Origin of the sequence: Ehrlichia muris subsp. eauclairensis (assembly GCF_051097115.1) — a bacterium.
GTDB classification, from domain to species: domain Bacteria; phylum Pseudomonadota; class Alphaproteobacteria; order Rickettsiales; family Anaplasmataceae; genus Ehrlichia; species Ehrlichia muris.
Genome location: NZ_CP118226.1, coordinates 495,618 through 509,382, shown reverse-complemented (window position 1 = coordinate 509,382; position 13,765 = coordinate 495,618). Strand labels below are relative to the sequence as shown.

At 28.8% G+C, this 13,765-nt stretch carries 13 protein-coding genes; 1 reads left to right on the top strand and 12 read right to left on the bottom strand.

Annotated features, from left to right (window positions below; all coding sequences use genetic code 11):
- Positions 1–2 precede the first annotated feature (2 nt).
- From PVA18_RS02100 to PVA18_RS02045, 12 genes are all read right to left on the bottom strand, one after another.
- Complete coding sequence (locus tag PVA18_RS02100; protein WP_045804690.1) at positions 3–1,229, bottom strand: cytochrome b/b6; 1,227 nt, start codon at positions 1,227–1,229, stop codon at positions 3–5.
- A gap of 29 nt (positions 1,230–1,258) precedes the next feature.
- The gene (petA, locus tag PVA18_RS02095) at positions 1,259–1,822 is read right to left on the bottom strand and encodes a ubiquinol-cytochrome c reductase iron-sulfur subunit (protein ID WP_045804691.1); all 564 of its coding nucleotides are present in this window, start codon (positions 1,820–1,822) and stop codon (positions 1,259–1,261) included.
- Positions 1,823–2,313: 491 nt separating this feature from the next.
- Entirely contained in the window at positions 2,314–3,186 is an 873-nt protein-coding gene (locus PVA18_RS02090) for a hypothetical protein (protein ID WP_045804692.1), read from the bottom strand.
- An 84-nt stretch (positions 3,187–3,270) separates the two neighbouring features.
- Positions 3,271–4,074: a metal ABC transporter permease gene (locus tag PVA18_RS02085; protein WP_045804693.1), complete on the bottom strand. Its 804-nt coding sequence runs from the start codon at positions 4,072–4,074 to the stop codon at positions 3,271–3,273.
- A 6-nt stretch (positions 4,075–4,080) separates the two neighbouring features.
- Entirely contained in the window at positions 4,081–4,443 is a 363-nt protein-coding gene (locus tag PVA18_RS02080) for an Mth938-like domain-containing protein (RefSeq protein ID WP_045804694.1), read from the bottom strand.
- 331 nt (positions 4,444–4,774) lie between these two features.
- Positions 4,775–5,641: a translation elongation factor Ts gene (gene tsf, locus PVA18_RS02075; protein ID WP_045804695.1), complete on the bottom strand. Its 867-nt coding sequence runs from the start codon at positions 5,639–5,641 to the stop codon at positions 4,775–4,777.
- Entirely contained in the window at positions 5,631–6,488 is an 858-nt protein-coding gene (gene rpsB, locus PVA18_RS02070; protein ID WP_045804696.1) for a 30S ribosomal protein S2, read from the bottom strand. The genes tsf and rpsB overlap by 11 nt, the downstream gene beginning before the upstream one ends.
- 344 nt (positions 6,489–6,832) lie before the next feature.
- Complete coding sequence (locus tag PVA18_RS02065) at positions 6,833–7,411, bottom strand: Maf family nucleotide pyrophosphatase (RefSeq protein ID WP_045804697.1); 579 nt, start codon at positions 7,409–7,411, stop codon at positions 6,833–6,835.
- A complete protein-coding gene (gene infA, locus PVA18_RS02060; RefSeq protein WP_024072141.1) occupies positions 7,404–7,652 on the bottom strand; it encodes a translation initiation factor IF-1 in 249 nt (82 codons plus the stop codon). Before infA ends, PVA18_RS02065 begins: the two co-directional genes overlap by 8 nt.
- A 153-nt stretch (positions 7,653–7,805) precedes the next feature.
- The gene (locus tag PVA18_RS02055) at positions 7,806–8,882 is read right to left on the bottom strand and encodes an efflux RND transporter periplasmic adaptor subunit (protein WP_045804698.1); all 1,077 of its coding nucleotides are present in this window, start codon (positions 8,880–8,882) and stop codon (positions 7,806–7,808) included.
- A 36-nt stretch (positions 8,883–8,918) separates the two neighbouring features.
- On the bottom strand, positions 8,919–10,316 hold the full coding sequence (gene lpdA, locus PVA18_RS02050) for a dihydrolipoyl dehydrogenase (RefSeq protein ID WP_045804699.1): 1,398 nt from the start codon (positions 10,314–10,316) through the stop codon (positions 8,919–8,921).
- Between the two features lie 22 nt (positions 10,317–10,338).
- Positions 10,339–11,439 (bottom strand): PQQ-binding-like beta-propeller repeat protein, encoded by a 1,101-nt coding sequence (locus PVA18_RS02045; RefSeq protein WP_231568495.1) that lies wholly within the window; start codon positions 11,437–11,439, stop codon positions 10,339–10,341.
- A gap of 793 nt (positions 11,440–12,232) precedes the next feature.
- Here PVA18_RS02045 and gpmI point away from each other — a divergent pair.
- A complete protein-coding gene (gpmI, locus tag PVA18_RS02040; protein WP_045804701.1) occupies positions 12,233–13,738 on the top strand; it encodes a 2,3-bisphosphoglycerate-independent phosphoglycerate mutase in 1,506 nt (501 codons plus the stop codon).
- Positions 13,739–13,765: the final 27 nt, after the last annotated feature.

The window sequence follows — 13,765 nt, the reverse complement described above, 5'->3', positions numbered from 1 at the left end:
CATTATTTCATCTCCGGTACTGTATCGCTTATTGTTTTTGGAATTACAGTCGGTTTTTCATATTTAGACAATATAGGCAATACGATTAAAAAATATGAAAAATAATATAATGTAGATAATCTACTAAGTGTTACAAATGGTTCTCTAACTTCTTGGCCACCAAGCCAAGTTAAAAAACAAAAATTTATTATAAACACAAAATAAAAAATTCTAAAAATTGGACGGTAACTACCACTTTTAACTTTACATCTATCTAACACAGGTAATAAAAACCACACTGCTATAGAACTAATCATAGTAACTACTCCTAATAATTTATTAGGAATAGAACGTAACATAGCATAAAAAGGTAAAAAGTACCATTCAGGAACTATATGAGCAGGTGTAACCATAGGATCAGCTTCAATGTAATTATCTGGATGCCCTAAATAATTCGGAATATAAAATACAAATAAAAATAAAAGTATAAAAAATATGCCAAATGTTATACAGTCCTTAACAATAAAGTAAGGATAAATAGGGATAGTATCTCTATTAGATTTTACTTCTATTCCACTTGGATTACCTGATCCAAACCTGTGCAATGCTACAACATGTAATGAAGCAAGCATTACTATAATAAAAGGTAATAAATAATGCAATGCAAAAAATCTATTTAATGTAGGATTATCAACAGAAAAACCACCCCATAACCATTGTACAATATCCTGACCAACTAAAGGTATAACAGAAAACAAGTTAGTAATTACAGTTGCACCCCAAAAACTCATCTGCCCCCACGGTAATACATATCCCATAAATGCAGTTGCCATCATTGCAAAAAAGATAAAAATTCCAACAAACCACACTAACTCTCTAGGACTTTTATAAGAACCATAGTATAAACCACGCAATATATGTATATATACAACTATAAAAAAGAACGAAGCACCTACAGCATGAGTATATCTTATTAGCCAACCATAATTAACATCTCGCATTATTCTTTCCACGCTATAAAATGCATGTGCAACGTGTGGTGTATAATGCATTGCTAAAAATATCCCTGTTATAATTTGCAATATTAAAGCAATACCAGCAAGTGAACCAAAATTCCATGCATAATTTAGATTTTTAGGAACCTGATATGAAGCTAATCCTTTTAAAAAAGCACCAATTGGCATTCTATATTCTATCCAAGCCAGAATACCTTTTCCTTCGGGATTTTTCATATTATCATGTCCAGACATTAATCAATACCTCTTACCTTAATGTTTATTTATGCAGCATCAATCCCTTTTGCCCCTATAACAATAACGTCTTTACCAGAAAAATAGTAATCAGGTATAGGAAGATTAAGCGGAGCAGGACCACTAATAATCCTTCCAGATGTATCATACTTAGAACCATGACAAGGACAATACCACCCTTTTTTTCCGTCATCTACTTCCACAGGAACACATCCTAAATGTGTACAAATACCCACCATTACTAACCACTCTTCCCTTCCCTGATGGGTGCGCTCTCGATCAGACTGTGGATCTCGTAAGCTATCTATTTTTACAGCTTTTGCTTCTTCTATTTCTTGCATAGTACGCCTACGTATAAAAACAGGTTTACCTTGCCATTTTACAACTTTAGTTTTTCCTTCTTTAATATCTGATAAATTTACTTCAACAGTAGACTGGGCTATCACTTCTGCAGATGGACTTAAAAATTTTATTAAGGAATACACCGATGAAAACAACCCAATACCTACCATAGATAAAGTCGTTAAGCCTAAAAAATCCCGTCTTTTAACTTTTGCCTTAAATACAGAGTATTTATTTTCATCGTGACTCATAACTATCCTTCAATATTATAATGCACAACACCAAACTAACATTATAAAAGCAATACCTAGTTGCACAAGCATATTTTATCTATTAACTAGCATTTATATAGGAACGCTATACCACTCCTTAATCTTTATATACAAGAATATACAACCATTACCAAAAATTTACAAGTATGCAAGAACTACCTTCATAAATGACTTAAACAGATATCATTCACATATCACAACAAATTTATATAATACATTATGATAAAAAGTAAAGTATCAATAACAATTAAACTCCCTCAGCATTAATAATATTTACATAAATTTGATTTTGATTACTACTTAACAATATAATATGTCTTTAGTCTATTTGTTTAAATAAAACATAAAATCTAACTTTACAAATATTTATATATTTTAATAAAAAGTTAGATTATAAATTTCAAGCACATAGAAATTTGCATTATAAATATAAATCTTCTTGCTTATATAATCAAACTTAGTAATATAAATTAAATTCTATCTAAAATATTTAGTATTTTATCTCTATGATCTTCTAATGCAGAAATATGATTTACATTTTCCCAGTTTCTAACAGTAACCCTATTATACTTTGATATTTCTTTTAACAAAGTATTATACAATTTCTTTTTCATCTGCAATTCAGCATTAAAAATATTAATGTTATCACCTTCTTCAATAGATTTATAATTCTCTTTAATATAATAAATAGTTAACAGGTCTACTACAAATGTGAACAAAAATAATGATACTAAAGTATAATACATAAGCAACTCAATCGATCGAAATTTTTGATTAAGAGAACTATAAAAAGACTGATATAAAAATACCACCAATGCTACACCAAAAGTAATGGATTTTGTTATCTTACACAAAAAACCAATATCATAAAATTTTTTATTAGTTGGAAGTAAGTATTCTTGTTTTATATCAATACAAATTTTAGTATCAGAGCATAAATCACTAAAATACCACTCTATTTCCCTTTTGATAACATTAAGTTGTATTTCTAAGTTAGTGATCTCAACCCTTAAAGAGTGAATTTTCTTACTTTGTTCTTTAAATTTGGAATGACATTTACTTTCTTTTCTCAACACTAAATTAGCAATACAAAACATTATTAAAGCACTAGCTAATAACATTGCATATATCTTAATATTAATAAATGTTAATGAATTTTCATTCCTACCATATATTTTAAAAAAAGCGGTAATTCCAATGCTTAATAACAAAACTACAGCTATAGAAATGTAATTACTCTTTCTACTACAACGTCGCATTAACATATTAACACTAAATATTAGAAACAGATAACCCATTACTAACCCAGCAGTACGTATTATTAAGCCTTTGAAAGATGACATACTATACCTAATTATTATATTAGGCTAAAATTAGCATAATATCTTTAAAATAACTATGATAATATTTAAAATTATGTATAAATATTAACTTGTAAATCTATTTACACAATACATAAATAATAGAAGTACAAACGATACCATGATAATCAAAGGACCAGGAAAAATATCAAATCTTTCAGACAACAAAAGTCCTATTATACCAGAAAATATAGAAATAATTGTAGAAATTATTATCATTTGTAATGGCGTTTTTGATACTAACCTTGCTGTTGCAGCAGGAATAACTAAAAAAGCAGTAATTAACAATATTCCTACCAATTGAGCTGCAAAAGCAATAAAAACAGACAGTATTACTAAAAATTCTAATTTTATAAAACCTATATTTACACCTTCCGATGCAGATAAATCATTACTTATTGATATAATTAACCAATATTTCCACCTATATATAATGAGAATAATAATTACTAATGCTACTAAAGCCATTATTATAAGATCCTTACTAGTTAACATTAGTACATCCCCAAACAATGAATGTATAATATTATTACTTGCAGCTGGAAAAAAAGATAATAATATCATTCCCAAAGACATAATTACATTAGTAACAATGTTTAACACCGTATCTATAGAATAAATCCTATTTATGCTATAAGACAACAGCAATGCAAAAATAATAGAAATACATAAAATTCCACTAGATATACTAATATCTAGTAAAACAGCCAAAGCTACACCTAAAATAGATGAATGAGAAATACTATCACCTAAATATGAAAGATTTTTCCATATCATAAATGATCCCAGCGAACCTGTAACCAAGCTCACAATTAGTATAGCAATTATACCATTAATAAAAAAATATTCATTAATAATTTCAAAAAACATAAGGACTTATAACGATATTAACGCTGCACAAACATTCCTACCTTCATATAATAAAACATTATATGTACGACAAACTGCTCCTGTAGACATATGTTCAAGATTAAAACCACGCTTTAAAAAATTGTCTTTTACTTCATTAGGTAAAAATATATGATCTTTACCAGTACCAATTAACACTATATCTAAAGTTTCATCTAATAATTCAATTATATCTTCCAAGTTAGAAATACTAAGATTTAAATAAGAAATAATTTTATTTGGAAAAATTATGTGAGACCCTAAATAGATATTATCATTTATAAAAAACTTCCCTTTACCATAGCCAGTAATCACATTTTGATTAGCATAAATAATAGGCGTAACATCCATAATCTCTCATTTAATAATTATCTACAAATTAATATTTTTAACAAAAAACTACCATACCAATTTTAACATACACTCCGCAATACACAAAAACACGTGTATAGTTATGCTATAACATACAGATTTCAATTATACATGAAATACACACACAATGCTAATCTATTTAAGATAAAATATGCCTCCACAAATATTACATAAATACTGTATAACCAATCATTATACAGTGATATAGGTATTATATACTATATATAAAGCCATAAACCACTGGTATCCTGTAATACACCATGCATTAAACTTTTTTAAACAAATAAAAATGCTATTCTTAATAGTATCATTATTTATTAATGATAAATAGCTTATATCCTATAAGATTAATATTTGTAGCCAATTCTGATTCTTTTCTTTTTATTAATTCAGAAATTGTCAATTGATTATCCATTACAAAGATTTGTTCTAATAAAACAACATCCTGATAAAACTTAGCTATTCTACCATCTATTATTTTTTCTGCCACTGATATTGGTTTATTTAACTGATCAACCTGTTTCTTTACAATCTCACGTTCCTTGTCTAAAATATTTTTATCTAAAACATCTATAGACAATGCTTCTGGCCTTGCAGCAACAATATGCATAGCTATTTGCTTTGCAAGCACATTTAATTTTTCCCTATCACCAGTAGATTCTAAAGCAACTATTGATCCTATTTTACCAAGACTATCAATTACAGGATTATGTATATATCCACTAACAACACCACTACCTACAGATAAATATCCTATCTTATTCAAATGAATATTTTCTCCTATTATTGCAATATTACTCATTATTTCATCATGAATACTAGTACCATTAATATATTCATGTTTTAAAAAATCTTCTATATTTTCAACAGCATACTGATTAGCCAAAGAAACAAGATTTAATACCAATCTCTGAAACTTTTCATTACGAGCAACAAAATCAGTCTCTGAATTTATTTCCAAAATTGCACCTTGATTTCCATTAACATGAATTGCTATTAAACCATCTGATACATCTTTATTAGATTTTTTATAAGCTTTTGCAATACCTTGTTCTCTAAGATAATCTTTTGCTTTTTCTATATCACCAGCACAAGAACTTAATGCTTCCTTACAGTCACCAACACCAGCACCTGTCAAATTACGCAATTCTTTTATTGCATTAATATCAATTTTCATTATTACTTCCTCCTATAAGATCTTCTTCCTTAAGATTTTCAATGTTATCAACAGCACTATTAGTTTTATTATCTCGATTATTTGCTTTCAAAAGATCTTCTCTTTTCTCTGCTGAAAAATCCTTAATACCATCAACACTAATACCAGACTTAGCTAAATCAGAACGTATCGCCTCTAATATAGTATCTGACACAATCTTACAGAAGAAATCAATTGAACGTACTGCATCATCATTTCCAGGAATTGGATAATCTATACCAGTAGGATCTGAATTAGTATCCAACACTGCTATAATAGGAATATTTAATTTATTAGCTTCTTTAATTGCAATATGCTCCTTATTCGTATCAATTATAAACAAAGCATGAGGCAATCCACCCATATTACAAATACCACCTATAGATCTATCAAGTTTTGCTCTTTTCTTCTCAAAAAGTAATAATTCCTTCTTTGTAAACTGATTATCAACATTTTCTATTAATCTTTCATATTCCCTCAGTTTTTTTATTGATAGAGAGATAGTTTCCCAATTTGTTAACATACCTCCTAACCATCTATTATTTATATAATATTGCCCGCAACGTATTGCTTCATCAGCAATGATAGCAGAAGCTTGGACTTTAGTTCCTATAAATAATACCCTTCCCCTCTTAAGAACTATATCATATATGGCTTTTAATGCATTCCTAAGCAAGACTACAGTATTCTGTAAATTGATAATGTGAATATCATTATGTACCCCATATATATATGGAGCCATCTTAGGATTCCACCTACTTGCTTTGTGACCAAAGTGAACACCAGATTCTACTAAATCTCGTATTGTAAATTGTGGTAAATTAACCATTTTTTTCTCCTGATTCCATAACAGTTACTCCTCCACGACAATAACCTGTCAAGTATATAACAGGACCATTATGTTACGTCATGTGTGAAATGCAATTTCAATAAATAACCCAATAAATGTATCTATACTGCATTAATAAACACTTCTATAAAAAATTATTCTTTAAAATGCTTATCATGTTAGCAACTGCCACAACTCTTAGCAAGGAATTTATTACTAATAACAGCACTATTGTTATTTATAATAGAAAAAATACTTAAGCAAGTACACCATCATAAACATTACTTGACCAATACTTAGCTACAAGTGTAGCTCTACTATATCAACAATTATAACTAGGAAATCTATATACTAAAATATTGACTCAAAATCGAATAAGTTTCATACAATGGTAGCCCTACAACAGAAGAGTATGATCCATTAATTGATAATACAAACTTACCAGCATCAGTTTGTATACTACATCCACCTGATTTTCCTTCCCATTGTCTGGACATTATATAACAATTTATTTCTTGTACCGATAAACGCTTAAATTTTACTATTGTCACCACACTTCTACAATGCAATTTATCATGTGGAGTATACAAACAAATAGTTGTATAAACTCTATGTCTACGTCCTGATATTAATCTCATACATTCAAGAGCTTGTTCTTCTGTTTCTGCTTTTGGCAGTATCCTACTACCACAACATACAACAGTATCTGCACTTAATACAAACTTATCAGGATATAATACCTTTACTTTTGTCCCTTTTTCTTTAGCTATACGGATTGAATAAGCTTTAGGTAATTCCTTCTTTAAAACTACCTCATCTATAATAGGAGATACCACATGCCCAGGAACTACACCAATTTGCTCTAATAAAGATAACCTTTGCTTTGAAGAAGAAGCTAATATCAAATCATCAAACTTAAGCATCTACAATCTTTAATCGTCTAATAATTCTACCTTTCCCTACTTCACCTTTATTAATACCATAAGTACTAATTTCAACCAATACCCTATCATGCATTAATATACGTATTTTACTTTTTCTTATTTTCCCTGAAGCATGCGCTATAATTTCGTAATTATCATTAAGCCTGACCATAAAAGTTGCATCACGCAACAACTTAACTACAATACCTTCAGCTTCAATTATACCTTCTTTTGTTACCACTATATTTTATAAAATAATGAACTCCCTACATTGTAGAATACACAATATCAACCTGCAACATAATTTTTATAATACTAAAAAAGCAGACTCACTTATTAAAATTATTTAAACTTCTTGATTTTACGAAATTCTAACTAAATTCAGTTCAATTTTTTATGACTCATGTCTAATATGTGTATTATCTTTTACATATTCATGACCTAAAGTGATTAATTTAATAGTATCAGGAGAATTTGCAATCCAAACATCCCCGTTATACTCACTATCAACAACTTCAACAGGTATAAACTTCACTTTCTCATCAACAATCACTTTAATACCTAAATCCCCATTATCTTGCAAATCTAAAGCAGAAGGTGAAATTCTATGAGCTCGATAATTCCCCACAGGAATCTTTATAGAATAAACAGCCCCTTGTGTAAAAACCTTTAAATCATTATTATCCAATACCATTTCTACTCGATAAGTTCTTGTATTACGATTTATTATTTTACTGATAAAAACAATAGGAGCATCTATTTCTTCATTTTGCGCAATTAGAATCTTACAAATATCACCCAATTTTAATCTATTAAAATACTTCTCTGGAACATAAGTAATCACCCTTATTTTATCAAAGTTAACTAACTGCACAATTGATAGTCCTGAACCAGGAAACACAAATCCACCAATTTGCACATTCATTTTATCTACAAATCCAGAAAAAGGAGCCTTTATCTCTGTATTACTTAAATTAATTTGTGCTTTTTTTACATCTGATTTCGCTGATTCTAAAGCAGTAAAAGATAATGCATCATTTATTTCAGATCTGTATCCATGTTCATTTAAAGACTGAGAAGCTTTATATTCAAGTTCTCTTTGCTTTAACAGAGCTTTAGCCTGTTTTAATTGTTCTTCTTTTTCATATTTTTCTATTTTTACTAAAATATTTCCTTCTGTTACATAATCCCCATCCTTTACCAAGACATCTGATACCCTACCAGCAACTTCTGGCATAATATTAACATAACGGAAAGCTTCAACTTCACCTATCAAGGATAAGTACACTACTCTATCCTGAGCATTAGATTCTACTACCTTAATGTTAACAGGATAATTACGAAAAACATCTTGTTCTATCTGCTGATCGTATTTCTTAAAAATTCCACTACTAACCCAAACAATAGATAACAAGAGAATAAAAAACGCTACTTTATACTCTAACTTTAACCCTAATAGCCTACGTAACACAATACCTGAACCTCATGCTAACAAATGATAAGCTAATCATTTTAAAAACGCTGCTTCACATGCATCTTTAAATACTTCATTAACATCTGGATGTGAATGACAAATACGGAATATATCTTCTGATGATGCTCTATAAGCCATAGCAACAGCAGATTCATTAATCATAGTATCAGCATATGCACCAATAATATGAACACCTAAAATCGTATCATTTTCTTTAGAAGCCAATACCTTTACAAATCCTACTGCATTATCTGTAATTTTTGATCTACCATTTGCGGCAAAGCTAGACTTACCAACAGTATAACTATAATTAATATTTTTTAAATTCTCTTCTGTTTTACCAATAGACGCAACAGCAGGATGCGTATATATTACAGATGGAATAATCTCATAATCCACATGTGGCTTATACCCAGAAATCAATTCTGCAACAGCAATGCCTTCTTCTTCCGCTTTATGAGCAAGCATTGCTCCACCGATAACATCACCAATAGCAAATATGCCTGGTATATTTGTCTCATACTTACTATTAACTTTAATAAATCCTCTAGTATCACATTCTATAGAATTATTATCAATCAATCCATTCGTATATGGAATGCGTCCAATAGACACAAGAACCTTATCTACTTCCATTACTTCAGAGCTACCATCTTTTACAGACTCAAGATGTACAGCTAAACTATTTCCTTTTCTATCAGTTGAAGTAACTTTAGTTGATAATTTAAAATTAATCCCCTGTTTTTTTAAATTTGCAAGCAAAGCTTTACTAATATCGCCATCCATACTAGGAGCAATTTTATCTAAAAATTCAACAACAGTCACCTCAGATCCAAACCTACTCCAGACAGATGACATTTCTAAACCTATAGCTCCAGCCCCTATAACTATCAATTTCTTTGGTGGCTCTTTAAAAGATAAAGCTGCAGTAGAAGACACTATTCTTTCTTCATCGATATCAATACCAGGAAAACTTGCAACATCAGATCCAGTAGCAATAACTACATGCTTACTCATTATTTTCTGCTCACCATTGTCACCAATTACAGCAACAACAAAATCATTAGAGTTTACAGATTGTATTTTACCAACACCACATAAATAATCAATTTTATAACTAGAAAACAAATAACTAATCCCACTTCCTAACTCAGTAATATTTTTATCTTTAAAAGACATAATTTTGTCTAAGTCGAAACTTAAATTATCAAATGTTATACCAACTTCAGCTAAATTATTTTTTAAATGATAATATTCATGAGAACAATGTAACAAAGCTTTAGAAGGAATACATCCTACCCTTAAACATGTACCTCCTAAAATCTTATTTTTATCTATACATGCAACTTTTAATCCAAGCTGAGCTCCTCTAATTGCACATTTAAAACCACCAGGTCCACCACCGATAACTACCATATCATAATTTTGCATACTCACGTCCTTATACTATCACTTAACGAAAAATAATTATCTTATTTTTATTTGTTACAACATAAATTGAAGAATCTACCAATATTGGAATATAATAAGCTGATGGCAATATATAATTTACTAATTTTAAAGCTCCAGATCTATAATCTATTAATATTACACAACCATCATTCCCTATAACTAAAATTTCATCATTCATTATTATAGGAGAACTCCATTGATTTTTTGATTTCCCATGTTGTAATAAATCATACTGCCATAAAAAATCTCCCGTATTGATACTTATTAAGACAAGTTTATTATCAATAACAGCTGCTATATTATCTTCCTCAATTTTAGAAATACCTTGAATTTTTAAATTTTTTGACCACCTAGTGTTACCAGATTCAATATCAATATTTGATATACTATGTAATTTATCAACAGCAATTACAGTATTATTTGCCGCCTGCAAAGAAACTCCATTATTAAAAGCAACATTAGCATTTGATATATTGCTTTCCCATATCTTTAAACCATTCAAAGAATTAAACGCAGCAATTTTTCCATTAGAAAAAGAAAATATTATCATGTCACCATATGATGCTGAAGATAGTGAACTATAGCTTTTTACCTCAGGAAGTGATTCCTGATTACTTGATATCAATGACCCATCAGATACATTAAAAAAGTACAAATAATTATCTACAGTAACAACCATCAGATGATTATCAATAACAACAGGAGATCCAGCAATCACACTTCTTAATTCTTTTTGCCATTTTATTTGTCCAGTTTCAAAATCAATACCGTAGACATTATCATCTACAATATACAATATTAAATTTTCAGAATATAATATACTTGCTCTATATAGGTTAGTATGTTTCGTAACCTGCAGTTCCCAATAACATTTTTTAACATCTTTACTATCTACAGAATGCAAAACACCATCTTTACTTAAAAATATAATCCTATCGTTAACAAATACAGGAGTAACATCTCTATACATTCTCAAAGAAATTGTACCTCTGTTTATCAAACCACTAGATCTAATATCATTAACATGATTACCATCAGAACCATTATCTGATACTTCATAGAGATTATGTCCTTCCAATATCTCATCTGCAAACAACAACATCGGACTAAAGAAAATAAAAACAAACAAGAATACAATTCTGGATTTTATCATTTACATATCAAAAATTATTACATTACTAAACTAACTATATTACTTGTAAAAATAAATCAACTACTTTTACATCATTATAACGATTAACATTTTTTCAAATTGTCAAACCTTACATAAAGGTACCATACATTTTTTACTAAGATTAATTTTATATCTTTAACCATAATTGTATAATCATAGACTACATTGCATTTTCATGTATTAAAAATTTCTAATCTAAGGTAATAAATAAAAACAAGTATACCAGATAATTAAAGTCAATTCTTCAATATATAACTTATTATATAAATTACAATTCTATCAAATCATTAATATAACAAATGCTAAATGGCCATACAATAACAAAGTCATGTTTTAATAGCTCAACACAATGCATTTAATGCTCTATTCCTTAACGCTTCAAATTCTTCAATAAGTATACATTTATATACATAAATTTAGACTGTAATTTTAGATCATATATTAAATTCACAAAATTATTGGTTTAGTATCTTTACAATCTATACAATACTACATTACATAGTACTTTTAATTCTTTTAAAAATACATTATAATAGAATCTGTATTGCAAAAAATCTAAATACCATAGATTTTTAGATATTAAACCCGGGTTTTTTAAGAATTACTCTAATATTAAGGTAGATTATTAAAACTACTAGCTACTTACTATTTAAAAATATATCTACTATATGTCTACAACTATGATATAAAGGTATAATAATAAATTTTTCATTCAACACATATGATCAACCATTCTGTAATTTTGTGCATATTAGACGGATGGGGTAATAGTGAAAATAACAAGTTCAATGCTATTGCTCAATCTTACAAGCCTTGCTGGGATAATGTAATTTCACAATACCCAAAAAGTCACTTAATTACTCATGGATTAGATGTAGGACTTCCAGATGGACAAATAGGCAATTCAGAAGTTGGACATGTTAACTTAGGAAGCGGCAGGATTGTGTTACAAGACCTATGTAAAATAAACAATGAAATAAAATATATAAAAAACAATCATTATCTATTAAAATTTGTCAATAAAATAAAGAAAAACAATGGCATATGCCATATAGCTGGTCTGTTATCTGATGGTGGTGTACATTCCCTTTATACGCACATGTTGGATATTATTAAAGCATTATCTGATTTTCAAATACAAGTCGCAATTCATATATTTTTAGATGGGCGTGATACCCCTCCAATATCAGCAATTAAATACATCAACATCTTATGTAAGCATATCAAATACTTAAATAATGTAAATATTGCAACAATAAGTGGACGTTATTATTCTATGGACCGCGATAATAAGTTGGATCGTACAGCAAAAGCATATAATGCAATGGCATTTGGAGATGCTAAACGTTATGAAAATCCATTATTAGCTGTCCAAGATAGTTATAATGCTGGTATTACAGATGAATTCATATTGCCATGTGTAATCGGTAATTATAATAAGATGAATCCACACGATGGGTTTATCATGACAAACTTTAGAAGTGATAGAGTAATACAAATCATAAAAATGATCATAGGAGACATCAAAACTGATAATCACATCACATTAGAAAATACAATAGGCATGGTAAAATATTCAGATAGTATTAATATACCATACTTATTTCCAAATAATAATATCACAAATACATTAGGAGAAGTTATAGCAAATCATCAATTACATCAGCTAAGAATTGCAGAAACAGAAAAGTATGCACATGTTACCTTTTTTTTTAATGGAGGAAAAGAGGATACATTTAAAAATGAAGACAGAATAATAATACCATCACCTTCTGTAGCTACATATAATTTAATGCCAGAAATGTCTGCAAAAGAAGTTACTGACACAGTTATTGAAAAAATAAAATTACAAAAATATTCCTTAATCATTTTAAATTATGCAAATGCTGACATGGTTGGACATACTGGAAATATAGAGGCAACAAAACAAGCTATAACTACCTTAGACCGATGCTTAAATAAAATAATAAACTGTATACAAAGTACCAATTATGTACTAGTAATTACCGCTGATCACGGGAATGCAGAAGAAATGTTTGATGTAAAAAATAATATGCCATATACAGCACATACATTAAATCCTGTACCATTCATAATCTGTAATTATAGTAAACAAATTAGATTAAGAAATGGAAGATTATGTGATGTAGCACCGACAATCTTAGAAATCCTCAACATAGAGAAACCAAAAGAAATGACAGGTATTTCATTGATTGAATATATTTAAGATTCAATAATAGAATTTGTACTAATT

What these genes read in the sequence shown, in the direction of transcription:
- PVA18_RS02100 (WP_045804690.1), bottom strand. Translation starts at nt 1,229, where the DNA reads ATGTCTGGACATGATAATATGAAAAATCCCGAAGGAAAAGGTATTCTG.
- petA (WP_045804691.1), bottom strand. Translation starts at nt 1,822, where the DNA reads ATGAGTCACGATGAAAATAAATACTCTGTATTTAAGGCAAAAGTTAAA.
- PVA18_RS02090 (WP_045804692.1), bottom strand. Translation starts at nt 3,186, where the DNA reads ATGTCATCTTTCAAAGGCTTAATAATACGTACTGCTGGGTTAGTAATG.
- PVA18_RS02085 (WP_045804693.1), bottom strand. Translation starts at nt 4,074, where the DNA reads ATGTTTTTTGAAATTATTAATGAATATTTTTTTATTAATGGTATAATT.
- PVA18_RS02080 (WP_045804694.1), bottom strand. Translation starts at nt 4,443, where the DNA reads ATGGATGTTACGCCTATTATTTATGCTAATCAAAATGTGATTACTGGC.
- tsf (WP_045804695.1), bottom strand. Translation starts at nt 5,641, where the DNA reads ATGAAAATTGATATTAATGCAATAAAAGAATTGCGTAATTTGACAGGT.
- rpsB (WP_045804696.1), bottom strand. Translation starts at nt 6,488, where the DNA reads ATGGTTAATTTACCACAATTTACAATACGAGATTTAGTAGAATCTGGT.
- PVA18_RS02065 (WP_045804697.1), bottom strand. Translation starts at nt 7,411, where the DNA reads ATGCTTAAGTTTGATGATTTGATATTAGCTTCTTCTTCAAAGCAAAGG.
- lpdA (WP_045804699.1), bottom strand. Translation starts at nt 10,316, where the DNA reads ATGCAAAATTATGATATGGTAGTTATCGGTGGTGGACCTGGTGGTTTT.
- PVA18_RS02045 (WP_231568495.1), bottom strand. Translation starts at nt 11,439, where the DNA reads ATGTTGTTGTTTGCAGATGAGATATTGGAAGGACATAATCTCTATGAA.
- gpmI (WP_045804701.1), top strand. Translation starts at nt 12,233, where the DNA reads ATGATCAACCATTCTGTAATTTTGTGCATATTAGACGGATGGGGTAAT.